Source organism: Pseudomonas sp. Irchel s3a12 (assembly GCF_900187485.1).
Taxonomy (GTDB): Bacteria; Pseudomonadota; Gammaproteobacteria; order Pseudomonadales; family Pseudomonadaceae; genus Aquipseudomonas; species Aquipseudomonas neuropathica.
Genome location: NZ_FYDN01000019.1, coordinates 46,440 through 68,007, shown reverse-complemented (window position 1 = coordinate 68,007; position 21,568 = coordinate 46,440). Strand labels below are relative to the sequence as shown.

General features: G+C 59.8%; 20 protein-coding genes. 8 read left to right on the top strand and 12 right to left on the bottom strand.

Translation table 11 applies throughout. The features are described 5' to 3' along the window. Window positions 1-49: 49 nt before the first annotated feature. Window positions 50-259 carry a cold-shock protein gene (locus CKW14_RS26695; RefSeq protein ID WP_007908870.1) on the bottom strand — a complete coding sequence of 70 codons (210 nt, stop codon included), beginning with the start codon at window positions 257-259 and terminating at the stop codon, window positions 50-52. A gap of 237 nt (window positions 260-496) precedes the next feature. On the opposite strand from CKW14_RS26695, the gene plsB reads away from it, so the two are divergent. The 3 genes from plsB to CKW14_RS26680 all read left to right on the top strand — a co-directional run bounded on the left by plsB (window position 497) and on the right by CKW14_RS26680 (window position 4,243). Next, entirely contained in the window at window positions 497-2,998 is a 2,502-nt protein-coding gene (gene plsB, locus CKW14_RS26690) for a glycerol-3-phosphate 1-O-acyltransferase PlsB (protein WP_095050388.1), read from the top strand. Window positions 2,999-3,114: 116 nt separating this feature from the next. Next, a complete protein-coding gene (locus CKW14_RS26685; protein WP_093436640.1) occupies window positions 3,115-3,513 on the top strand; it encodes a YbaY family lipoprotein in 399 nt (132 codons plus the stop codon). Between the two features lie 40 nt (window positions 3,514-3,553). Beyond that, window positions 3,554-4,243, top strand: coding sequence for a DUF4197 domain-containing protein (locus CKW14_RS26680; protein WP_007908873.1), 690 nt, complete (start codon window positions 3,554-3,556; stop codon window positions 4,241-4,243). Window positions 4,244-4,303: 60 nt separating this feature from the next. Here the strand turns inward: CKW14_RS26680 and CKW14_RS26675 are convergent, their stop codons facing one another. The 3 genes from CKW14_RS26675 to CKW14_RS26665 form a co-directional block, all read right to left on the bottom strand. Then, entirely contained in the window at window positions 4,304-4,561 is a 258-nt protein-coding gene (locus CKW14_RS26675; RefSeq protein ID WP_095050387.1) for a DUF6124 family protein, read from the bottom strand. 840 nt (window positions 4,562-5,401) lie between these two features. Next, window positions 5,402-8,470, bottom strand: a complete 3,069-nt coding sequence (locus CKW14_RS26670; protein WP_095050386.1) for an efflux RND transporter permease subunit — start codon at window positions 8,468-8,470, stop codon at window positions 5,402-5,404. Between the two features lie 6 nt (window positions 8,471-8,476). After that, window positions 8,477-9,577 (bottom strand): efflux RND transporter periplasmic adaptor subunit, encoded by a 1,101-nt coding sequence (locus CKW14_RS26665; RefSeq protein ID WP_095126480.1) that lies wholly within the window; start codon window positions 9,575-9,577, stop codon window positions 8,477-8,479. Between the two features lie 94 nt (window positions 9,578-9,671). Here CKW14_RS26665 and CKW14_RS26660 point away from each other — a divergent pair, with 94 nt between their 5' ends. Then, on the top strand, window positions 9,672-10,307 hold the full coding sequence (locus tag CKW14_RS26660) for a TetR/AcrR family transcriptional regulator (protein ID WP_007908881.1): 636 nt from the start codon (window positions 9,672-9,674) through the stop codon (window positions 10,305-10,307). A gap of 132 nt (window positions 10,308-10,439) precedes the next feature. Here the strand turns inward: CKW14_RS26660 and CKW14_RS26655 are convergent, their stop codons facing one another. Further along, on the bottom strand, window positions 10,440-11,222 hold the full coding sequence (locus CKW14_RS26655) for a class I SAM-dependent methyltransferase (RefSeq protein WP_095050449.1): 783 nt from the start codon (window positions 11,220-11,222) through the stop codon (window positions 10,440-10,442). A gap of 92 nt (window positions 11,223-11,314) precedes the next feature. On the opposite strand from CKW14_RS26655, the gene CKW14_RS26650 reads away from it, so the two are divergent. Then, a complete protein-coding gene (locus tag CKW14_RS26650) occupies window positions 11,315-11,935 on the top strand; it encodes an energy transducer TonB (protein ID WP_093436665.1) in 621 nt (206 codons plus the stop codon). Window positions 11,936-11,938: 3 nt separating this feature from the next. Here the strand turns inward: CKW14_RS26650 and CKW14_RS26645 are convergent, their stop codons facing one another. The 7 genes from CKW14_RS26645 to ppc form a co-directional block, all read right to left on the bottom strand. Next, complete coding sequence (locus tag CKW14_RS26645) at window positions 11,939-12,631, bottom strand: extensin family protein (RefSeq protein ID WP_095126479.1); 693 nt, start codon at window positions 12,629-12,631, stop codon at window positions 11,939-11,941. 2 nt (window positions 12,632-12,633) lie between these two features. Further along, on the bottom strand, window positions 12,634-13,455 hold the full coding sequence (locus CKW14_RS26640; protein WP_095126478.1) for an oxaloacetate decarboxylase: 822 nt from the start codon (window positions 13,453-13,455) through the stop codon (window positions 12,634-12,636). 31 nt (window positions 13,456-13,486) lie between these two features. Further along, a complete protein-coding gene (locus tag CKW14_RS26635) occupies window positions 13,487-14,347 on the bottom strand; it encodes a DUF72 domain-containing protein (RefSeq protein ID WP_095126477.1) in 861 nt (286 codons plus the stop codon). Then, entirely contained in the window at window positions 14,347-14,658 is a 312-nt protein-coding gene (locus CKW14_RS26630) for a hypothetical protein (RefSeq protein ID WP_095050381.1), read from the bottom strand. The genes CKW14_RS26635 and CKW14_RS26630 overlap by 1 nt, the downstream gene beginning before the upstream one ends. 222 nt (window positions 14,659-14,880) lie before the next feature. After that, window positions 14,881-15,555 (bottom strand): tRNA (adenosine(37)-N6)-threonylcarbamoyltransferase complex dimerization subunit type 1 TsaB, encoded by a 675-nt coding sequence (gene tsaB, locus CKW14_RS26625; RefSeq protein WP_095050380.1) that lies wholly within the window; start codon window positions 15,553-15,555, stop codon window positions 14,881-14,883. 93 nt (window positions 15,556-15,648) lie between these two features. After that, complete coding sequence (adk, locus tag CKW14_RS26620) at window positions 15,649-16,299, bottom strand: adenylate kinase (protein WP_095050379.1); 651 nt, start codon at window positions 16,297-16,299, stop codon at window positions 15,649-15,651. A 299-nt stretch (window positions 16,300-16,598) separates the two neighbouring features. Further along, window positions 16,599-19,229, bottom strand: a complete 2,631-nt coding sequence (ppc, locus tag CKW14_RS26615) for a phosphoenolpyruvate carboxylase (protein ID WP_095126476.1) — start codon at window positions 19,227-19,229, stop codon at window positions 16,599-16,601. Between the two features lie 212 nt (window positions 19,230-19,441). Here ppc and CKW14_RS26610 point away from each other — a divergent pair, with 212 nt between their 5' ends. The 3 genes from CKW14_RS26610 (at window position 19,442) to CKW14_RS26600 (ending at window position 21,410) form a co-directional block, all read left to right on the top strand. Further along, complete coding sequence (locus CKW14_RS26610) at window positions 19,442-19,786, top strand: pilin assembly protein (RefSeq protein WP_095050377.1); 345 nt, start codon at window positions 19,442-19,444, stop codon at window positions 19,784-19,786. Window positions 19,787-20,161: 375 nt separating this feature from the next. Next, a complete protein-coding gene (locus tag CKW14_RS26605) occupies window positions 20,162-20,566 on the top strand; it encodes a DUF4398 domain-containing protein (protein WP_093436697.1) in 405 nt (134 codons plus the stop codon). A gap of 55 nt (window positions 20,567-20,621) precedes the next feature. Continuing rightward, complete coding sequence (locus CKW14_RS26600) at window positions 20,622-21,410, top strand: OmpA family protein (protein ID WP_016983302.1); 789 nt, start codon at window positions 20,622-20,624, stop codon at window positions 21,408-21,410. Window positions 21,411-21,568: the final 158 nt, after the last annotated feature.

Below are 21,568 nucleotides of genomic sequence, written 5' to 3'. Positions count from 1 at the left end.
ACGCGGAGCGTCCGTTGAGGCATTCCCACGCAGAGCGTGGGAACGATCATTACAGGCCTACAACATCCTCAGCCTGCAAACCCTTCTCGCCAGTAATCACTGCGTATTCAACCTGCTGGCCTTCAGTCAGCGACCGATGCCCTTCGCCGCGAATCGCGCGGTAGTGCACGAACACGTCTACCCCGTCTTCGCGCTGGATAAAGCCGTAGCCCTTGGCGTCGTTGAACCACTTCACGTTGCCGGTTTCGCGTGTTGCCATCTGTTCATACTCCTTTTTTATTATTGGACAGGCTTTTCGCAGGAAAGCCTTTGCGGAACGTCAGCCTGCGTCCGACGTCCATAAAAGGCCCCCGGCGACAGACCGCCGAGTATATGACAGGTGCGGAAAGTCTCAACAGGAGATTACTTCGCCGCTTTTTTGCCGATTTTCGGTGAATACGGCAAACTGTCGCCCTCCCGAGCAACCGCTCGGTTTATCCACTCACGCAGAAGCCGTATGACCCGTTCCCCGTTCCGCCGTCTAGTGTTTGGCACCTTGCGCCGACTGTTGTACCTCTGGGTTCGCTCGGAGACGATCAACCAGTCGTCGCTCACCCTCAACCTCGACCGCAGTCGTCCGGTGTTCTACGTCCTGCAAAACCCTTCGCTGACCGATCTGGCCGTGGTCGATACCGAGTGCACCAAGGCCGGCCTGCCGCGTCCGGTGCTGCCGGTGTCGGTGGGTTCGCTGATCGAACCGGCGGCGTTTTTCTACCTGACGCCGGATCCGGACTGGCTCGGTCGCCAGGACAAGCGCGGCGCACCGCCGACCCTGACTCGCCTTGTCAGCGCACTGACGCAGAACGCTGCTGAAGACGCGCAGATCATTCCGGTCAGCGTGTTCTGGGGCCAGTCGCCGGACAGCGAAAACAGTCCTTGGAAATTGTTGTTCGCCGACAGCTGGGCGGTCACCGGGCGTTTACGTCGGCTGCTGAGCATCATCGTCCTCGGGCGCAAAACCCGCGTGCAGTTCTCCGCACCGATTCACCTGCGCGAGCTGATCGAGCACAACAAGGGCCACGAACGCACCGTGCGCATGGCCCAGCGCATCCTGCGCGTACACTTCCGTAACCTGAAAGCAGCGGTCATCGGCCCGGACATTTCGCACCGTCGCAACCTGGTCAAAGGCCTGCTCAACCAGCCATTGGTCAAGCAAGCAATCCTCGACGAAGCCGAGCGCGAAAACATCTCCGCGGAAAAAGCCAAGGCCCAGGCCTTGCGCTACGGCAACGAGATTGCCTCGGACTACACCTACACGGCGATCCGCTTCCTTGAAGTGGTGTTGAGCTGGTTCTGGAACAAGATCTACGACGGCATCAAGGTCAACCACATCGAAGGCGTGCAAAAGGTCGCCCAGGGTCACGAAGTGATCTACGTGCCGTGCCACCGCAGCCACATCGACTACCTGCTGCTCTCGTATTTGCTGTTTCGCAACGGCCTGACCCCGCCGCACATCGCCGCCGGGATCAATCTGAACATGCCGGTGATCGGCAGCCTGCTGCGCCGTGGCGGTGCGTTCTTCATGCGTCGCACGTTCAAGGGCAATCCGCTGTACACCTCGGTGTTCAACGAATATCTGCACACGCTGTTCACCAAAGGCTTCCCGGTCGAGTACTTCGTCGAGGGCGGCCGCTCGCGCACCGGGCGCATGCTGCAACCAAAAACCGGCATGCTCGCGATCACCATGCGCAGCTTCCTGCGTTCGTCGCGCATGCCGATCGTGTTTGTGCCGGTGTACATCGGCTATGAGCGCGTGCTGGAAGGTCGTACCTATCTCGGCGAACTACGCGGCGCGAGCAAGAAGAAAGAATCGATCTTCGACATTTTCAAAGTCATCGGCGCGCTCAAGCAGCGTTTCGGTCAGGTCGCCGTCAACTTCGGTGAGCCGATCAAACTCGCAGAATTCCTCGACGCCGAGCAACCGGACTGGCGCCAGCAGGAACTCGGCCCGCAGTACAAACCAGCGTGGCTCAACGAAACCACCAATCGCCTCGGCGAAAAAGTCGCGCAGCATTTGAACGAAGCGGCGGCGATCAACCCGGTCAACCTGGTGGCGCTGGCGCTGCTGTCGACCACACGTCTGGCGCTGGACGATCGCGCCATGGCGCGAGTACTGGATCTGTACCTGGCGCTGCTGCGCAAAGTCCCGTATTCGCCGCACACCACGCTGCCGGAAGGCGACGGCCGTGCGCTGATCGAGCATGTGAAAGACATGGACCTGCTCGCCGAGCAGAACGATGCCTTGGGCAAAATTCTCTATCTGGACGAGCAGAATGCCGTCCTGATGACCTACTACCGCAACAACGTGCTGCACATCTTCGCGTTGCCTGCACTGCTGGCGAGCTTCTTCCAGAGCGCTTCGCGCATGAGCCGCGAACAGATCCTGCGCTACACCCGCGCGCTGTATCCGTACCTGCAATCGGAGCTGTTCATTCGCTGGACGCTGGACGAACTGGACGGTGTGGTCGATCAGTGGCTGGAAGCGTTCGTAGAACAAGGCCTGTTGCGTTTCGAGAAAGACGTCTATCTGCGTCCGGCGCCAAGTTCGCGGCATTTCGTGCTGCTGACGCTACTGTCGAAGAGCATCGCCCAGACCTTGCAGCGTTTCTACATGACCGTGTCCTTGCTGCTCAACAGCGGCCAGAACAGCATCAGCGCCGAAGAGCTGGAAGATCTCTGCACGGTCATGGCCCAGCGCCTGTCGATCCTCCACGGCCTCAACGCCCCGGAGTTCTTCGACAAGAGCCTGTTCCGTCACTTCATCCAGACAATGCTCGACCTCGACGTGCTGCGCCGCGACGAGGCCGGCAAACTGAGTTATCACGAACTGCTTGGCGAGCTCGCCGAAGGTGCAGCCAAACGCGTATTGCCGGCGGAAATTCGCTTGTCGATTCGCCAGGTCGCGCTGCATCGCAGTGAGGATGCTGCCGATCAGGTCGTCGCCCAACCCGAGACCTGATGCAAACCTGGTGGGAGTGAGTTTGCTCGCGAAGACGGAGTGTCAGACAACTGAAATGTTGAATGCTAAACCGCTATCGCGAGCAGGCTCGCTCCTACAATTGAATGGAGAACACCATGAAAAAACTGACTCTGCTCGCCGCCGCTACACTGCTCAGCGCCTGCCAGTCGACCACACCTGCCGGCAAGGTAGGCCTCGACGGTGAAGTGTTCTACCTGCAGCGCATCGCCCTGCCTCCGAGCGCGACCCTCAGCGTCAGCCTGCAAGACGTTTCGTTGGCCGATGCGCCAGCCGTAGTACTGGACGAGCAAAAAGGTCCGGTCAAAGGCCAGGTGCCACTGCCCTTCCACTTGAGCTACGATCCAGCGCAGATCAAACCTGGCCACCGTTACTCGGTCAGCGCGCGCATTGAAGTCAACGGTGAGTTGATGTTCATCACCACCGAAAACCACGCCGTGCAACTCGACGGCAACGACCCGCAGCCGCTGAAAATCCGCGTCGACGCCGTTCGTTAATTCATTTTCCGCAACCCTTTTCCGCAACAAGGAAGCCGCCATGCTCCGCCCTACCCTTCGCTTCGCTGGCCTGTGCGCAGGCCTGATGATCTCCGCCAGCGCGCTGGCCCTGTCGCTCAGTGACCTGTCGCAAAAAGACGCCACCGGCGGCCTCAAGGATGCCCTGACCCAAGGCGCGCAAATCGCCGTCAAGCAACTGGGTACACCCGGCGGCTTCAGCAACAACCCCGACGTGAAGATCGAGCTGCCGGGCAAACTCGGCAAGGCCGCGAGCAAGATGAAAGCCTTCGGCATGGGCGCTCAGGTTGAAGAACTGGAAACCGCGATGAACAAAGCGGCGGAAAGCGCTGTAACTCAAGCCCAGCCCATCCTCGTCGACGCCGTGAAGAAAATGAGCGTGGCAGACGCCAAAGGCATCCTCAGCGGCGGCAAGGACTCGGCCACGCAATACCTCGACAAATCCAGCCGCGAACAGATCCGCGCCAAGTTCCTGCCGATCGTCAAACAGGCGACCGACAAGGTTGGCGTAGCACAGAAGTACAACTCGTTCGCTGGTCAGGCTGCTGCGTTTGGCGTTGTCGATGCGAAGAGCGCCAACGTTGAAAACTACGTGACCGAGCAAGCGCTGAATGGCTTGTTCGAGATGATCGGCAAACAGGAAGAAACCATCCGCCAGAACCCGGCCGCTGCGGCGACCAGTCTGGCGAAGAAGGTGTTCGGCACGTTGTAATGTGCTGAACGACAAAAAGCCCGCTGACCTTTACCGGTTCAGCGGGCTTTTTTGTGGGCGTCAGTTTTGCGGATCGACTTGATCGAGGACGCGATTCACCGACAGCTCAGCGAGGGAAATCATCTGCTGAATACCCAGAAGCTGACTACACGTCGGGCCATTCAGGGTGAACGCCAGTTCGCTGGCCATGATGTTGGCTGACGCCAGGGTTTCACAGGCGTGAGCGAGTAATGTTTCGGAATCGACTTCGGGAAGGACGGTGAAAATTGTGCTGGGATGGCTGACGGCTTTGGGGGGATTTGGTGTGGGTTTGAACATGGCGAAATCTCCTGAAGTAGTGGAGCCGCCACCGTTCGCTGCGAAACGAAAGTTAGGTGGCAGCTGTACGCAGGTTCGCAGACCGGGACTTCAGGCACCCGGCATACCCGAAGGTATCCCGCGCACAACCGCCATGACACAGGCATAAAAAAGCGCCCGCTTTCGGATGGTGGACGCTGTGCGTCTGAAGTTTAACCGGGCTGCGAAACCCGGTCGCTGATTTTTGCAGCGACAGACCTAGCCTAGAGATCGCGCTTCCGACGGACAACCTGAAAACCTTGTGGGAAGGTTCTGTGTTTTCGCAACACGGTTAAACAATTTTGCCTGTCCGATCGTCATCGCCAGCAGGCTGGCTCCCACAGGTTGGAAGGAGTCCATGCAGAGAGAAACTGGACAGCTGGCGGGCCGTCATCGCGAGCAGGCTCACTCCTACAGAAGAGCAAGAGCAGACCGCTTCTGCTCCTCACCACTCAACAGGATGAGCGTTAGCTCGGCTGCAGCTTTTGATCTTGATCTGAAGGCCCGTCGGCAGGCTGAGTGGAGGGATTGATCCGGGGGTGGGAGCGCAGCGACCGTTCGACGAAGTCGAACACATCGAGAGGAGGTGCAGCGAAGCAAACCGTAGGCGATGCCCCCGGATCGATCCCGGAGCGAAGGAACCCCGAGCCCCAGCGAGCGGGCCGAACGTCAGGGCAAAGCCTTTTGGGTTACCTTTTCGGCGTTTGGAAAAGGTGACTCGCCGTAAGGGCGAAACCGCCAGCGGCAGCACCCACAAAAACGGATATTCACCCAAAACCCCAAGCACATGGTCGGCCCGAAGGCCGCCACGTCACAAAAGAATCAAGCGTCCTTACGCACCCGGAACCAAGCCGCATACAACGCCGGCAAAAACAACAGCGTCAGCGCAGTAGCAACAATCAACCCGCCCATGATCGCCACCGCCATCGGCCCGAAAAACACACTCCGCGACAACGGAATCATCGCCAGCACCGCCGCCAGCGCCGTCAACACAATCGGCCTGAAGCGTCGAACCGTAGCCTCGATAATCGCCTGCCAAGGCTTAAGCCCCGAGGCAATATCCTGCTCGATCTGATCCACCAGAATCACCGAATTACGCATGATCATCCCGGACAACGCAATCGTCCCCAGCATCGCCACAAACCCGAACGGCTGGCGGAACACCATCAAAAACAGCGTCACCCCGATCAACCCCAGCGGCGCCGTCAAAAACACCATCACCGTGCGCGAAAAACTGCGTAACTGCACCATCAGCAAGGTCAGCACCACCACGATGAACATCGGCACCCCGGCATTCACCGACTTCTGCCCACGCTCGGAATCCTCCACCGTACCGCCGACATCCAACAGATAACCATCGGGCAACTCGGCGCGAATCGAATCCAGCGTCGGCATGATCTGCTTCACCAACGTCGCCGGCTGCTCCTTGCCATAAATATCCGCGCGCACGGTCACGTTCGGCAGGCGATTACGATGCCAGATAATCCCCTCCTCAAAGCCGTATTCCAGCGTGGCAATCTGCGACAACGCCACACTGCGGCCGTTGTCCGTCGGCACCGCCAGACTCGGCAACAAGGACAATTCAGTGCGCTCATGCACCGTGCCGCGCAGCAGAATCTCGATCAATTCGTTGTCTTCGCGATACTGACTGACACTCGACCCGGTCAACGAACTCTGCAGGAATTTCGCCAGATTGGCCGTGCTTACACCCAATGCTCGCGCGCGATCCTGATCGATGTTCAGGTACACGACCTTGCTCGGTTCTTCCCAATCCAGATGCACATTGACCACATGCGGATTCTCGCGAACCTTGGCCGCGACCTTGCGCGCCAACGCCCGGACTTCTTCGATATGTTCACCGGTGACGCGGAACTGCACCGGATAGCCAACCGGAGGACCGTTCTCCAGACGCGTAACCCGCGAACGCAGGGCCGGGAATTGCTCGTTAAGCGTCTCGATCAACCAACTGCGCAGCGCTTCACGCTCCTCAATGGTTTTCGCCAACACCACAAACTGCGCAAAACTGGCCGCCGGCAACTGTTGATCCAAAGGCAGATAAAAACGCGGCGATCCGGTGCCGACATACGCCACATAATTATCAATACCGGCGTGACCCTTGAGCATCGCCTCCAGACGTTTGACCTCGCCAGTGGTATTGGCCAACGACGCGCCTTCAGCCAGTTTCAGATCAACCATCAACTCCAGTCGATTCGAGGCCGGGAAAAACTGCTGCGGGACGAAACGGAACAACATCACAGAGGCGATAAACAGCCCCACCGTCAGCACGATCACGGTCTTGCGGTGCGACACGCACCACTCCACCAAGCGCCGAACGCGCTGATAAAACGGCGTGCCATACGGATCAGCCTGACCATCGGCGGTACCGTGTTTGGCCGCATGGATTTTCGCCAGATCCGGCAGGAGTTTTTCCCCCAGATACGGTACGAACATCACCGCCGCGACCCAAGACGCGAGCAAGGCGATGGTCACCACCTGGAAGATCGAACGTGTGTATTCGCCAGTGCCGGATTGCGCCGTGGCAATCGGCAGAAACCCGGCGGCGGTGATCAAAGTACCGGTGAGCATAGGGAACGCGGTGCTGGTCCAGGCATAGCTCGCCGCGCGGATACGGTCAAAGCCCTGCTCCATTTTGATCGCCATCATTTCCACGGCGATGATCGCGTCATCCACCAGCAAGCCCAACGCCAGCACCAACGCGCCAAGGGAGATCTTGTGCAGGCCGATGCCGAAGTAATACATGCAGGCGAAGGTCATCGCCAGCACCAGCGGAATGGTCAGCGCCACGACCATGCCGGTGCGCACGCCGAGGGAGAAGAAGCTCACCAGCAAGACAATCGCCAGTGCCTCGACCAGCACCTGGACGAACTCGCCGACCCCGGTTTTCACCGCCGCCGGCTGATCGGAAACCTTACGCAATTGCATGCCGGCCGGGAGGTTTTTCTGGATGCGCGAGAACTCGCCTTCCAGCGCCTTGCCGAGCACCAGAATGTCGCCGCCATCCTTCATCGCCACCGCGAGACCAATCGCATCTTCGCCCATGAAGCGCATACGCGGCGCCGGTGGATCGTTGAAACCGCGACGCACGTCGGCGACATCGGAGATGCGGAACGTACGATCGCCGACGCGGATCGGGAAGTTTTTTATCTCATCGACCGTCTGAAAATTCCCCGAGACCCGCAGTTGCAGACGCTCGCTACCGGTTTCAAAGAACCCGGCGGTGGACACCGCGTTCTGCTCTTGCAGCGCTTGTTGCACCGCCGACAGCGGCAAGCCAAGGGTCGCCAGCTTGACGTTGGACAGCTCGACCCAGATTTTCTCGTCCTGCAAACCGAGCAGGTCGACCTTGCCGACATCCTTGACCCGTTGCAGCTGGATCTGGATGCGATCGGCGTAATCCTTGAGCACCGCGTAATCGAAACCGTCCCCGGTCAGCGCATAGATATTGCCGAACGTGGTGCCGAACTCATCGTTGAAAAACGGCCCCTGAATATCCGGCGGCAAGGTCTGGCGAATATCACTGACCTTCTTGCGCACCTGATACCAGAGGTCGGGGATTTGCTTGGAATGCATCGAGTCGCGGGCAATGAACGTGACCTGCGATTCGCCGGGGCGCGAGAACGACACGATGCGCTCGTACTCGCCGGTTTCCATCAGTTTCTTTTCAATACGCTCGGTGACCTGCCGCGAGACTTCCTGCGCGGTCGCCCCCGGCCAACGGGTTTGAATCACCATGGCTTTGAACGTGAACGGCGGGTCTTCACTCTGGCCGAGTTTGGTGTAGGACAACGCACCGACGATGGCCAGCAAAAGCATCAGGAACAGTACGATCTGGCGATTACGCAGCGCCCATTCAGAAAGGTTGAAGCGCATCGGGACTTACTCCTTGTTCGCCAGATTGACGACGCGATTGGAGCGATCCACCGGACGCACCTGCTGCCCTTCGAGCAACACATGCACGCCAGCAGCCACCACCCAGTCACTGGCGTTCAAGCCTTCGAGCACCGGCACGGTTTTCTCGCCGAACGGGCCGATACGCACCGGGGTTTTCTTCAAGGTGTTATTGGCGCTGACGACCCAGACGTAGGTCGCGTCGTTTTCGGCGGTGAGTGCCGAGAGCGGCACCGACAGGGAAACGCTGTCGGCCGATTGCACGAACACTCGGGCGCTCTGGCCCAGTTCGGCCGGGACTTTGCCGCTCACGAAAGAAATGCGCGCAGCGAAAGTGCGCGAGCGTGGATCGGCGGCGGGCGACAGTTCGCGGATTTGCCCGGCGAAGCGCTGGTTCTGTTGCGTCCACAGTTCGACGGTCACAGGCTGACCGACCTTGAAGCGCCCGAAGCTCTGCTCCGGCAGGCTGATCAGTACTTCGCGCTCGCCATCAGTGGCAAGGGTAAACACCGTTTGCCCGGCGGCAACCACCTGCCCTACCTCGACCGAACGCTTGGCCACCACGCCATCCTGCGGCGCACGCAACACGGCGTAACTGGCCTGATTGGTCGAAACGTTGAATTCAGCTTTGATTTGTTTGAGACGGGCCTCACCGGAGCGGTAAAGGTTTTCGGCGTTGTCGTAGGCCGAGCGGCTGACCATCTGCCGATCCATCAGGGTCTTGTAGCGATCACGTTCGGCGCGGACCAGATTGAGATTGGCTTCGGCGGCAGCCACCTGGGCGCGAGTGGCTTCCAGTTGCAGGCGCACGTCCTGCGGATCGAGTTCGGCGAGTGGCTGATCAGCCTTCACGCGCTGACCTTCATCGACCAGTCGTCGGCTGACTTTGCCGCCAATGCGGAATGCCAGATCCGGTTCATAACGGGCGCGCACCTCGCCCGGATAACTTTCCATCGCCTGTGCCGAAGGCTCTGGCTGCACCACCATGGCTGGTCGCACGGCGACTTGCGTCGCCTCTTCCTGACCGCATGCTGACAAAAGGAACGCCAGACTCACTGGCAACGCGAGGGACAACGCATGGCGGAACATGGTGACGGACCTTTCGCTAATGGTGCTTGGAATAATTATACTGGCGGGTATGTTATTAATAGCAAACTCACCAGTCCAGTATTAAAAGCGAAGAATGTCGAACAATCTTTCAGCTCCAAACGGCCCGGGCCGCCCCAAGGATCTGGCCAAGCGCCAAGCGATCCTCGACGCGGCGAAAATTCTGTTTCTGAGTCATGGCTACGCCAACACCAGCATGGACGCGGTCGCAAGCGAGGCCGGCGTGTCGAAGCTGACGGTCTACAGCCATTTCAACGACAAGGAGACGCTGTTCTCCGCTGCCGTGGTGGCCAAATGCGAGGAGCAATTACCGCCGCTGTTCTTCGAATTGCCCGAAGGCATCGCCGTGGAAAATGTGTTGCTGAACATTGCGCGAGGCTTTCATCACCTGATCAACAGCGATGAATCGGTGAATCTGCACCGTTTGATCATGGCGCTCGGCAGTCAGGATCCGAAGCTGTCGCTGATCTTCTTCGAGGCGGGTCCGCAGCGCATGGTGCAGGGCATGGAACGGCTGTTGACGCGCATTCACGAGACAGGCGCGCTGAGCATTGATCTGCCGCGCAATGCTGCTGAGCATTTCTTTTGCCTGATCAAGGGTGCGGGGAATTTTCGGCTGTTGTATGGCTGTGGGGAGCCGTTGACTGAAGAGGCAGCGGAAAGCCATGTGCAGGAAGTGGTGGGGTTGTTTATGCGGGCGTACAAAGCCTGATTTCTGCGGTGTCGGCACTGACGCCATCGCTGGCAAGCCAGCTCCCACAGGGTTTGGTGGTGTGTACACGATTTGTGATCACACCCAAATCCTTGTGGGAGCTGGCTTGCCAGCGATGAGCGCGACTCGGTATCAAGCCTTGAGCGCTTTCTTCGGATAAATGTCATAGCGGCTCGATTTGCCATCCAGCGCATGACTCGGCTTCGGCCCCGCAATGCACGGCGCCTTGCGCGGTCGCTTGACCACCACCCGGTGCGTCGCCAGTGCCAACGCGGCTTCGAGCAACGCCGGCGCATCCGGATCATCGCCCACCAGCGGCCGGAACAGACGCATCTCCTTTTTCACCAGCGCGGTCTTCTCTCGGTGCGGAAACATCGGGTCGAGGTAGATCACCTGCGGCGCCTCACCCTCCCAGTTCTGCATGACTTCAATGGAGTTGCCCTTGAGCAATTTCATCCGCGCCACGATCGGCGCGACATCGAAATCTTCCGCGCCCCGCGCCAGGCCATCCTCCAGCAGCGCGCCAATCAGCGGCTGGCGCTCGATCAGGCTCATCTCGCAACCGAGACTCGCCAGCACAAACGCATCCTTGCCCAACCCCGCCGTGGCATCCAGCACCCGTGGGCGCACGCCCTGAGCGATGCCGACAGCCTTGGCGATCATCTGCCCGCTGCCGCCGCCGTATAGCCGACGATGCGCCGCGCCACCCTCAACAAAGTCGACCCGCACCGGCCCCGGTGCGTCCGGGCCGAGCTGTTGCAGTTGCAAACCCTGCTCGCCGACCTGCAAGGCGAACTCGCCGTCCGGCACGTCACGCGGCAGACCAAGGCGTTCGGCCCACTGCTCGGCTTGCGCTTCAAACGTCGGGCCGAGGGCCTGGACATGGATGCGGCAGGCCGCGGGTTGCTCGATCATGGAAAACACGCTCAAAAATTCAAGGATCGGCAAATACCGCCGATAATTCATTCAACGCGCATTTTGCCAGAGCTGAGCGTCAACCGAAAAAAATGTCAGGCATTCTTCCCACATCGATTGGCTACATCTCGCCCCATGGCGACTTTAGCCGTCACAACACTCAAGCACTGAGCGGCGTCAGTCACCTGTGGCAGGATTTCTTTGCCCAAGCGATGGCCGAACAGACGAGTGAAGTGGTGCCTGCCTGCGGTACATTTCCGCCGGTTGACCTGAGCAGCCCGGAAGAACCGACCATCGGCAGCGAGCTGCACGCGCACATCGTCAGCCAGCGCGAGTGCGATGTGGTGGAAACCGAAGTGCGTCCGCCAGAGCCGCTGTTCCTGCCAATCGCTGAATTCGAAATGGAACTGCTGGACAAGCCGTTCCCGCCATTCCCGCCAGAAGAACTGCAAGCTCAGCAGGCGCAGCAGGATTTCGACAGCAGTTGGGTTCGCCCGGTGGTGATCAACAATGGTCAGCCCGTTCCAGAGCCTGGCCCGGCCCCGCAGAAGAAACCGCTTTACCTGCCGATTGCCGAGTTCGATCTGGATCTGCTGCAGAAGCCTTACCCGCCGTTCCCGCCGGAAGAAATCGTCGAGCAACAGAAAGCACTGGACTTTGATAACGGTTGGGCGCGCCCGATCGTTCTGCAGAACCTGCGCCTCGCCGCCTAAGCCTCAGCGACACACGCTCCAGCGTCCGACATCGACATGAAAGTGATTGCGGTGGGCGGTGTTGTAATCCGGCCCCAAGACAACACTGAACGCCTCGCAGGCGCCATCGCGCACCTGACGCAGAAACTGCGCGTCCTGATTTTGCTTCGGCCAGTCCTTGAGCACGCTGATGCTGCGACCATCGGTCAGACGAAAACCGGCAATATCCAGCGCATCGGCACTGGCGTGGCGACTGAGCGCGCCGCTTTCGCGGTTGTAGACATTGCGACAGGCGAAGCTGCCGAGGTGATCAATCCGCGCGACCTTTTGCCCGTAAACGGATTGTGCAGCAGGTCGCAGCGTGTGCTGTTCAAACATCGCGTAGGCCACCGCCAGCGGACAACTGGCGAGGAAACTGCTGCTCAACGCCACCTCACCGCCCTGTACGCGCAAGGCACCGATCAGCGGGCACTTGGCGTCGGGACTGTCGGCTTGCCGCATGACCCGCAGATCAGAGCTGTTCAACGCCTGGGCACAGAGTTCAGGATCACTGCGCAAACGCATCAGCTTGTAGCCGGTCAGCCAGTTGGGCGCGGCTTTTACATCCAGTGGCGCCCATGGATTCCATGACGGCGGCACGTCCAGCCAACCGCGCCACACACTGATCAACGCGCCGCCAGTGATCAGCAACACGGTCAGTGCGATCCACCGCCCCATGCTCAGCCTTTGAAGAATTGATTGGCTTTGGCGTACGGCATCGACTGCGAGGTAAACCCGAAAGTGCCGGATTGCTGGATTTCTTCAGCGGCACGGAAGAATTCGCCGAACGCCGCCAACGCCAGTGCCGAACCGGTACTGATGCGCCGCACGCCCATTTCTTGCAGCTCCTGCACGGTCAGTTTCAAACCGCCGGACATCAGCACATTGACCGGTTTTGGCGCCACTGCACGCACCACTGCCAGCACTTCTTCGGCGTTGCGCAAACCTGGCGCATACAACACGTCGGCCCCTGCCTCGGCGAAGGCCTGCAGGCGGCGAATGGTGTCGTTGAGATCGGGATGACCGTGCAGGTAGTTTTCCGCCCGCGCGGTGAGGATGAAGGGAAAGGGTAGCGTGCGCACCGCAGCGACAGCGGCTTCGATGCGCGCCACAGCGTGTTCGAAGCAATAGATTGGCGCATCCGCGCGGCCCGTGGCGTCTTCGATCGAACCACCAACAGCGCCGGCCTCGGCAGCACGCAGCAGACTCTTGGCGCATTCAGCCGGGTCATCGGCGAAACCGTTTTCCAGATCCACCGCTACCGGCAAATCGGTGGCGGCGACAATCGCGCGGACATTGGCCAAGGTCTCATCAAGGCTTAACACGCCGTCGGCCTTGCCTTGGGAAAACGCATAACCGGCACTGGTGGTCGCCAAGGCCTGATAGCCGAGACTGGCGAGCATTTTTGCCGAGCCCGCATCCCACGGATTAGGAATGACGAAAATCCCCGATTGGTCATGCAGGGCTTTGAAGGCGTGGGCTTTACGGGCTTGGGCATCCATCGGCAGGCTCCTGGGCAGAAAAAAATCCGCTTCAGAGCAGGCCAAGTTGCTCCGCGGCGGGTTCTCTGTATAGCGCAGGCAGCGCTGGCAGGCCAGGCAAACGTTGCATCAGTTGTGCGTGAAAACGTTGCGCCAGCTTCGCCGCCAGCAGGTTATCGGCGGTGTGCAGGAAGATGTAAGGCGTGCGGCCCTCTTCGATCCACTCGGCGATTTTCGCCACCCACGGCACTAGGAACGGGTCGTTGGCTTTCAGTTCCGGATGGCCAATGAAGCGCACTTGCGGGAACTGGGTGAACGCCGCCGGGCGCGTCGGCACGCGTGGCTTTTTCGATTGCGCGTGGATTACCGAAGATTCAGTCGACAGGCAACTGAACAGCGCACGCGGGTCGAGGCAGATGCGCTCAACGCCACGATCCAGCAGCAGGCGATTGAGCAGACGTTCACTCTCGCCCTTGGCGAAGAACTGTTCATGGCGCACTTCCACCGCCAACGGGCAATCTAGCGCATCAATAAACCCCGCCAGTTCCGGCAGTCGATGCGGCGTGAAGCTTTTCGACAATTGCAGCCACATCGGCGAGACGCGCTCACCGAGGGGTTTGAGTAATTGCAGAAATGTTTCGGCGGCGGTCAGTTGCTCGCGCAGGTCACCGCTGTGGCTGATGTCGCCGGGGAATTTGGCGGTGAAGCGAAAGTGCTCGGGCATGACCTCGGCCCAACGCTGCACCGTGGCGGGCGACGGGCTGGCGTAGAAGGTCGTGTTGCCTTCAACGGCGTTGAACACTTGGGAATAGAGACCGAGGAAATCGGAGGTTTTGGCGTCTACCGGGTACAGATACTCGCGCCAGGCGTTTTCGCTCCAGGACGGACAACCGAGGTAGTAAGGCAGATCCATCAGATATACAGATCGAGGCCCAGCACGTCTGCATCCCAATCGACAAAACCGGCGGTGCTCAGGTAGCTGGCGAGGGCCATCGCTACGCTTTTGCTCATGGCGCGGTGGTAAATCATGTCTTGTTGGCGGGCGGGCAGATTGCTCAGGCGTTGCGCGGCGGCTTTGGCGGCAGCACGGGCAGCCAGTTGCTCTTCAGTCGGAAATTCCAGCTCACCGTCGATGTCATCGACGGACTCATCCACGATCACATGGCCTTTGCGAGGCTTGCGCTTGATGGGGTAGGACTGAGAGGAAAGGCCGTCTATACGCATAATTTCATGCTCGGTATCAATGATGGCAATTTAGCGGCACTTGACCGACTTAGCAAACTGCCGAGTGATAACTAGAACACATAAAGCGCAAAAGGTTTAAAGCGAGGGGTTAGAAACTGACGATTGGCTTCAGAAGATCAAAAGATCGCAGCCTTCGGCAGCTCCTACATTTGGAATGCGATCCTTGTAGGAGCTGCCGAAGGCTGCGATCTTTTTAAAGGCTCAACGAGCCTTGGGGGTGGCGACTTTGTCGCGCAGGTAAACCGGTTGCGCGTCATCCGCCGGAATCGATTCGCCGCGCTCCCAAGCGAAGCGCGCCAAGGTCAGCAAGTCTTCGGCGTGGGGCAGCATGCCGGCGTCGGAGCCTGTCAGATTGACCGCGATGCGCTCGGCATAACCCCAACCGGTGCCAGCACCGAACCAGTCGCCACTGGCATCGGCCGGCAGCGCAGCAACTTCTGGTGGCAACACCGCTTCGGCACCGACCAGACGCATCTCCCCCGCCGTCTCGCGGTAGCAGCCCCAATACACTTCATCCATCCGCGCATCGATGGCCGCCGCGACCTGGCTCACGCCATGCTCGCGCAGCGCACGCTGGGCCAATACTGCAAGGTTGGACACCGGCAGCACCGGGCGATCCAGCGCGAACGCCAGCCCCTGCACCACACCAATGGCGATCCGCACGCCAGTGAACGCGCCAGGCCCACGACCGAAGGCAATCGCATCGACCGCTTGCAACGTGGTGCCAGCGTCGGCCAGAAGTTGCTGGATCATCGGCAGCAGTTTCTGCGCGTGCAGGCGCGGGATCACCTCGTAATGGCTCGTGACCTTGCCGTCATGCAGCAAGGCAACGGAGCAAGCTTCAGTCGCGGTGTCCAGGGCCAGCAAGGTGCTCATCGATGTTTCCAAAACAGGTGTGGGAAAAAGGGCGTCAGTATAAACAACTACGGCCCGCAAGCGGGCCGTGGATGATGCAGCCGATCAGACTTTTCAGCTCAGCGCGGCCAGCACCTTGGCGGTGATCGCATCAACCGAACCAACGCCCGGAATGTGGCTGTACTTGGGCTTGCCAGCGTTTTTGGCGGACAGGCTCTGATAGAACTCCACCAAAGGCTTGGTCTGCGAGTGGTAGACCGACAGGCGATGACGCACGGTTTCTTCGGTGTCGTCCTTGCGCTGTACCAGCTCTTCGCCGGTGATGTCATCTTTGCCCGCGATTTTTGGCGGGTTGTAGACGATGTGGTAAACGCGGCCGCTGGCTTCGTGAACACGACGGCCGGCGATGCGTTGAACGATTTCTTCGTCTTCAACAGCGATTTCAACCACTGCATCCAGCTCAACGCCGGCAGAAACCAGAGCTTCAGCCTGCGGAATGGTGCGCGGGAAGCCGTCGAACAGGAAACCGTTGGCGCAGTCTGGCTGAGCGATGCGGTCCTGAACCAGTGCGATGATCAGGTCATCCGACACCAGGCCGCCGGCATCCATGATGCTCTTGGCTTGAACGCCCAGTGGTGTACCGGCCTTGACCGCTGCACGCAGCATGTCGCCGGTGGAAATTTGTGGAATGCCGAATTTTTCGGTGATGAACTTAGCCTGAGTACCTTTACCGGCCCCGGGAGCTCCCAGCAGAATGACGCGCATTAGATGTGCTCCTCAATTTTTTTATAAAAAGCTTTTACAAAACAAAGGATTCGCCTCTTGGGACGAATCCTGAAAATACGGGTCGTGGCCGCATAAACGGCCAAAGGCTGATCAAGATACACAGCAGGCTGCGCCCACACAAGACGCCAAAAGTCGGAGAAACCGACGTCCCCCGCGACCTCGCGACGCGGTCACCCAAGTCGCAACCCCATCATTAACTGTCGCCTGACGGCACTTTCGCCGGTCAGGCGACGCGACAGCCAAGTCTTCGTCCGGCTACCGCGCACCCGACAAAAACCTTAGCCGGTATTTCGCAAACCGGCGGCAATGCCCGCCACAGACACCAGCAACCCCTGTTCCACCGGGCTGCCCTGCTCGACATCCTGCTGCCGCGAACGGGCCAGCAGTTCGGCCTGCAATAGATGCAGCGGGTCGAGGTAGGTGTTGCGCAGACGGATAAATTCAAGGGTGTCAGGGCTATGTGCCAGCAGCTGCGACTGGCCAGTCAGGCCGAGCACCACCGCGCACGCCTGCGACAATAGGTCGCGTAACTGCGCGCCCAACGGCAGCAGATCAGGCTCGACCAGACGCTGATCGTAGGACAGCGCAATATCCGCATCAGCCTTGGCCAGGACCATTTCCAGCATGTCGATACGCGTACGGAAGAACGGCCATTGTTCGCGCATCTGCCCAAGCAACTCGCCTTCGCCGCGTTCCAGCGCCTTGCTCAGTGCCGACTCCCACCCCAGCCACGCCGGCAGCATCAGCCGCGTTTGCGTCCAGCCGAAGATCCACGGAATCGCCCGCAGACTTTCGATCCCGCCGGCGCGGCGTTTGGCCGGACGACTGCCCAGTGGCAAGCGACCCAACTCCTGCTCTGGCGTGGACTGACGGAAGTACTCGACGAATTGCGGATTTTCCCGCACGACCTGGCGATAAGCGCTGACGCCATCGGCGGCCAATTCGTCCATCAAGTGACGCCACTCTGGTGTCGGCGGCGGCGGAGGCAGCAGCGTTGCTTCAAGCACCGCCGCCAGATACAGATTGAGGTTTTGCTCGGCGATGTCCGGCAGGCCGAATTTGAATCGAATCATTTCCCCCTGCTCGGTGGTGCGGAAACGCCCGGCCACCGAGCCCGGCGGTTGCGACAGAATCGCCGCATGCGCCGGGCCACCGCCCCGGCCCACGGTGCCGCCGCGACCGTGGAACAGCAGCAGTTCGACTTGTTGCTCGCGGCAGATTTCCACCAAGCGTTCCTGCGCGCGATATTGCGCCCAGGCCGCTGCCGTGGTGCCAGCATCCTTGGCCGAGTCGGAATAACCGATCATCACTTCCTGCGGGCCTTGCAGCCGTGCACGGTAACCCGGCAGCAGCAACAGCCGCTCCATCACCGGCCCGGCGTTGTCGAGGTCAGCGAGGGTTTCGAACAGCGGCACCACGCGCATTGGCCGCAGCACGCCAGACTCTTTGAGCAGCAGTTGCACGGCGAGCACATCAGAAGCAGCGCCGGCCATGGAGATCACGTAGGAACCGAGCGAGGCGCCCGGTGCGGCAGCGATTTCCTTGCAGGTGTTGAGCACTTCGGCGGTGTCAGCGGACGGTTTGAAATGCGCTGGCAGCAGTGGCCGACGATTGCTCAGTTCGCGGGTCAGGAAGCTGATGCGCTGCTCTTCGTCCCAATCTTCGTAGCGACCGAGGCCGAGGTAATCGGTGATTTCAGTCATCGCCGAGCTGTGGCGCGACGAGTCCTGGCGCACATCCAGACGCACAAGGAACAAGCCGAAGGTCACCGCCCGACGCAGGCAGTCGAGCAACGGACCATCAGCGATCACGCCCATGCCGCACTCGTGCAGCGAGTTGAAGCACAGCTCCAGCGGGTCGAGCAGATCGCGGTTGTTGTGCAGCACGTCTGCCGGCGCTGGCGTCGGTGCAGTCAGCGCAGCGTGTGCCCAATTGCGCGTGGCGCGCAGGCGTTCGCGCAGTTGTTTGAGCACCGCACGATACGGTTCGGCGCTGTCGCCGGCCTTGGCTTTGAGGGCGTCGCTGGCTTGTTGCATCGACAGTTCGGCTGCCAAATGATCGACATCACGCAGGTACAAATCGGCGGCCATCCAGCGCGCCAACAGCAACACTTCGCGAGTCACCGCAGCGGTAACGTTGGGGTTACCATCACGGTCGCCGCCCATCCATGACGCGAAGCGAATCGGCGCGGCTTCCAATGGCAGACGCAGGCCGGTCGCTTCATACAACGCCTTGTCGGCCTTGCGCATATGGTTGGGAATCGCCTGCCACAGCGAATGCTCGATCACCGCGAAACCCCATTTGGCTTCATCGACTGGCGTGGGGCGCGTGCGGCGGATTTCTTCGGTGTGCCAGGCTTCGGCAATGAGCCGCTGCAGGGTGTTTTGAATCTGTTCGCGTTCGGCTGTGGTCAGGTCGCGATGGTCCTGCGCGGCGAGTTGCGCGGCGATCGCGTCGTATTTCTGGATCAGCGTGCGCCGCGCCACTTCCGTGGGGTGCGCGGTCAACACCAGTTCGATTTCCAGCCGCGCCAGTTGCCGCGCCAGCGATTCGGCACTGTGGCCTTCGTTGCGCAAACGCGCGAGCAATTCCGGCAGCACGCGGGATTCGAACGGCGCCGGCTGCGACTCCTCGCGACGATGAATCAACTGATACTGCTCGGCGATGTTCGCCAGGTTGAGAAACTGGTTGAACGCGCGCGCCACGGGGAGCAATTCGTCTTCGCTCAATTGATTGAGGCTGGCGCTCAGTTCGGCGTCCATCGAACCACGCCGATCGGCCTTGGCGCCCTTGCGGATCTGCTCGATCTTGTCGAGGAAAGCCTCGCCATACTGATCTCGAATGGTGTTGCCCAGCAGCTCTCCGAGCAGGTGAACGTCTTCGCGCAAGCGTGCATCAATATCGGTCATCAGCAATTCCCCAGCAGTAATCCGGACGGCTTAGAAACGAGTGCATGACCTAGAGAGTGCCGCTCTACGACGCTTCTTACAAGCAGCCGACGAAGGGACGTTAAACCTTGTGGGCGAAAGCTAGTCTCAACAGTAAGCCGCACAACGGCTTGCCGCCGGCCCGGCGGACACTCACCCAGACCTGCCATGAGCAGGTGCGAAATGAGGTCATCATGAAAATTCGTGAACTCGCCCAGCATTGGGAAGAAAACGCCAAAGGTCGCCTGACCGACACTGGCTACGCGATTCATCTGGACGTTGAAGCTGCTGCGCGTCTGGGAGCGATTACCGAGATGTACCCCAAACGTCATGTCGAAGAGTTGCTTGGCGAACTGATCGGCGCGGCGCTTGAAGAGTTTGAAGCGAGCCTGCCGTATGTGAAGGGTTCGACGGTAGTGGCGACCGATGAGGAAGGTGATCCGTTGTATGAAGACGTCGGGCCTACGCCGCGTTTTCTGGCCCTTTCGCGCCGGCATTTGCATGACCTCTCGGCCGCAGCAGGCAAGCAAAAACACTGACACCACACAGATCAAACTGTAGGAGTGAGCCTGCTCGCGATGGCGGATTTTCAGTCGACATTTTTGTTGTCTGATACACCGCTATCGCGAGCAGGCTCACTCCTACAAAGATCGTATTCCAGTTCAAAATCAGTGTGTTTTCGGGATCCGAAAACTCCGCGCGTACCACTCTCCCCCGTCAAAGTTCCCGGCCCAGAGCCCTGTCCATTCAGTCAAAAATTATTTTGGCGATAGGCCATCTTTTCTGAACTTTTGAAAAACGCCTCCGGTCGGAACCTGTAACCACGCCTGGAACGAGCGTTTCAAAAACGCCTTTCACACGACGCTTTCGGCTCCTCGACCAGGATGGATTCAGTTGTTTTCAGGAGATGCCTAATGGAGTTGAAGACCATGAAAAACCAAACCTCGTTTACCCACCTGCGCGGTCTGAAACTGGCGGCTCTGGCCATCGGCACCAGCTTCGTACTGGCCGGTTGCGCCGGTAACCCACCGACCGAGCAATACGCCGTGACCCAGTCGGCTGTGAACAGCGCCGTCAGCGCTGGCGGTACCGAGTTCGCTGCCGTTGAGATGAAGCAAGCGCAGGACAAACTGAAACAAGCCGAAATCGCCATGCACGACAAGAAGTATGACGAAGCTCGCATCCTGTCCGAGCAAGCCGAGTGGGACGCTCGCGTCGCCGAACGCAAGGCTCAGGCCGCTAAAGCCGAACAGGCTGTGAAGGATTCCCAGAAAGGTGTTCAGGAACTGCGTCAGGAAAGTCAGCGCACCGTGCAGTAAGCGCGCATCCCGACCGCAAAGCTGAATCTCTTACCGATAGAAAGGACGACAAATTATGCGTAAGCAACTGATGATCCCCGCTCTCCTCGCCGCAAGTGTTGCTCTGGCTGCCTGCTCCACCCCGCCTAACCCGAACCTGGAACAGGCACGCACCAACTACGCCGGCCTGCAAGCCAACCCACAGGCGAGCAAAGTCGCGGCGCTGGAAACCAAAGACGCCAGCGATTACCTGGACAAAGCCGACAAGGCTTATCTGGACAAGCAAGACGCGGCCAAGGTTGACCAACTGGCTTACCTGACCAACCAGCGTGTGGAAGTGGCCAAGCAGACCATCGCCCTGCGCACTGCGGAAAACAATCTGAAGAATGCCGCCGCCCAACGTGCCCAGGCGCGTCTGGATGCTCGCGATCAGCAGATCAAACAGCTGCAGGACAGCCTGAACGCCAAGCAGACCGATCGCGGTACGCTGGTGACTTTCGGTGACGTGCTGTTCGCCACCGACCGTGCTGACCTGAAGTCCAGCGGTCTGGTCAACATCAACAAACTGGCGCAGTTCCTTCAGGAAAACCCGGATCGCAAAGTGATCGTCGAGGGTTATACCGACAGCACCGGGACCGCCAGCCACAACCAGTCGCTGTCCGAGCGTCGCGCCAACTCCGTGCGCACCGCACTGGTGAAAATGGGCGTTGATCCAGCGCGCATCGTCACCCAAGGCTACGGCAAGGAATACCCGGTTGCCGAGAACGGCAGCGCTTCCGGCCGTGCGATGAACCGTCGTGTGGAAGTGACCATTTCCAACGACAACCAGCCAGTGATGCCACGTTCGGCTGTTAGCTCGAACTAAGCGTCACGCGGTAACGCAAAAGCCCCGCCTGAGTGATCAGGCGGGGCTTTTTTTGTGGGGACTGAAATCGCAGCCCCTCACCCCAGCCCTCTCCCGAGGGAGAGGGAGCCGATTCGCGGTGCGTTCAGAATTTGGTTCGACACGATGGATCAGGTCGG

Bases quoted from the DNA above. Each gene is read 5' to 3' on its own strand.
- CKW14_RS26695 (WP_007908870.1), bottom strand. From the start codon at position 259: ATGGCAACACGCGAAACCGGCAACGTGAAGTGGTTCAACGACGCCAAG.
- plsB (WP_095050388.1), top strand. From the start codon at position 497: ATGACCCGTTCCCCGTTCCGCCGTCTAGTGTTTGGCACCTTGCGCCGA.
- CKW14_RS26685 (WP_093436640.1), top strand. From the start codon at position 3,115: ATGAAAAAACTGACTCTGCTCGCCGCCGCTACACTGCTCAGCGCCTGC.
- CKW14_RS26680 (WP_007908873.1), top strand. From the start codon at position 3,554: ATGCTCCGCCCTACCCTTCGCTTCGCTGGCCTGTGCGCAGGCCTGATG.
- CKW14_RS26675 (WP_095050387.1), bottom strand. From the start codon at position 4,561: ATGTTCAAACCCACACCAAATCCCCCCAAAGCCGTCAGCCATCCCAGC.
- CKW14_RS26670 (WP_095050386.1), bottom strand. From the start codon at position 8,470: ATGCGCTTCAACCTTTCTGAATGGGCGCTGCGTAATCGCCAGATCGTA.
- CKW14_RS26665 (WP_095126480.1), bottom strand. From the start codon at position 9,577: ATGTTCCGCCATGCGTTGTCCCTCGCGTTGCCAGTGAGTCTGGCGTTC.
- CKW14_RS26660 (WP_007908881.1), top strand. From the start codon at position 9,672: ATGTCGAACAATCTTTCAGCTCCAAACGGCCCGGGCCGCCCCAAGGAT.
- CKW14_RS26655 (WP_095050449.1), bottom strand. From the start codon at position 11,222: ATGATCGAGCAACCCGCGGCCTGCCGCATCCATGTCCAGGCCCTCGGC.
- CKW14_RS26650 (WP_093436665.1), top strand. From the start codon at position 11,315: ATGTCAGGCATTCTTCCCACATCGATTGGCTACATCTCGCCCCATGGC.
- CKW14_RS26645 (WP_095126479.1), bottom strand. From the start codon at position 12,631: ATGGGGCGGTGGATCGCACTGACCGTGTTGCTGATCACTGGCGGCGCG.
- CKW14_RS26640 (WP_095126478.1), bottom strand. From the start codon at position 13,455: ATGGATGCCCAAGCCCGTAAAGCCCACGCCTTCAAAGCCCTGCATGAC.
- CKW14_RS26635 (WP_095126477.1), bottom strand. From the start codon at position 14,347: ATGGATCTGCCTTACTACCTCGGTTGTCCGTCCTGGAGCGAAAACGCC.
- CKW14_RS26630 (WP_095050381.1), bottom strand. From the start codon at position 14,658: ATGCGTATAGACGGCCTTTCCTCTCAGTCCTACCCCATCAAGCGCAAG.
- tsaB (WP_095050380.1), bottom strand. From the start codon at position 15,555: ATGAGCACCTTGCTGGCCCTGGACACCGCGACTGAAGCTTGCTCCGTT.
- adk (WP_095050379.1), bottom strand. From the start codon at position 16,299: ATGCGCGTCATTCTGCTGGGAGCTCCCGGGGCCGGTAAAGGTACTCAG.
- ppc (WP_095126476.1), bottom strand. From the start codon at position 19,229: ATGACCGATATTGATGCACGCTTGCGCGAAGACGTTCACCTGCTCGGA.
- CKW14_RS26610 (WP_095050377.1), top strand. From the start codon at position 19,442: ATGAAAATTCGTGAACTCGCCCAGCATTGGGAAGAAAACGCCAAAGGT.
- CKW14_RS26605 (WP_093436697.1), top strand. From the start codon at position 20,162: ATGGAGTTGAAGACCATGAAAAACCAAACCTCGTTTACCCACCTGCGC.
- CKW14_RS26600 (WP_016983302.1), top strand. From the start codon at position 20,622: ATGCGTAAGCAACTGATGATCCCCGCTCTCCTCGCCGCAAGTGTTGCT.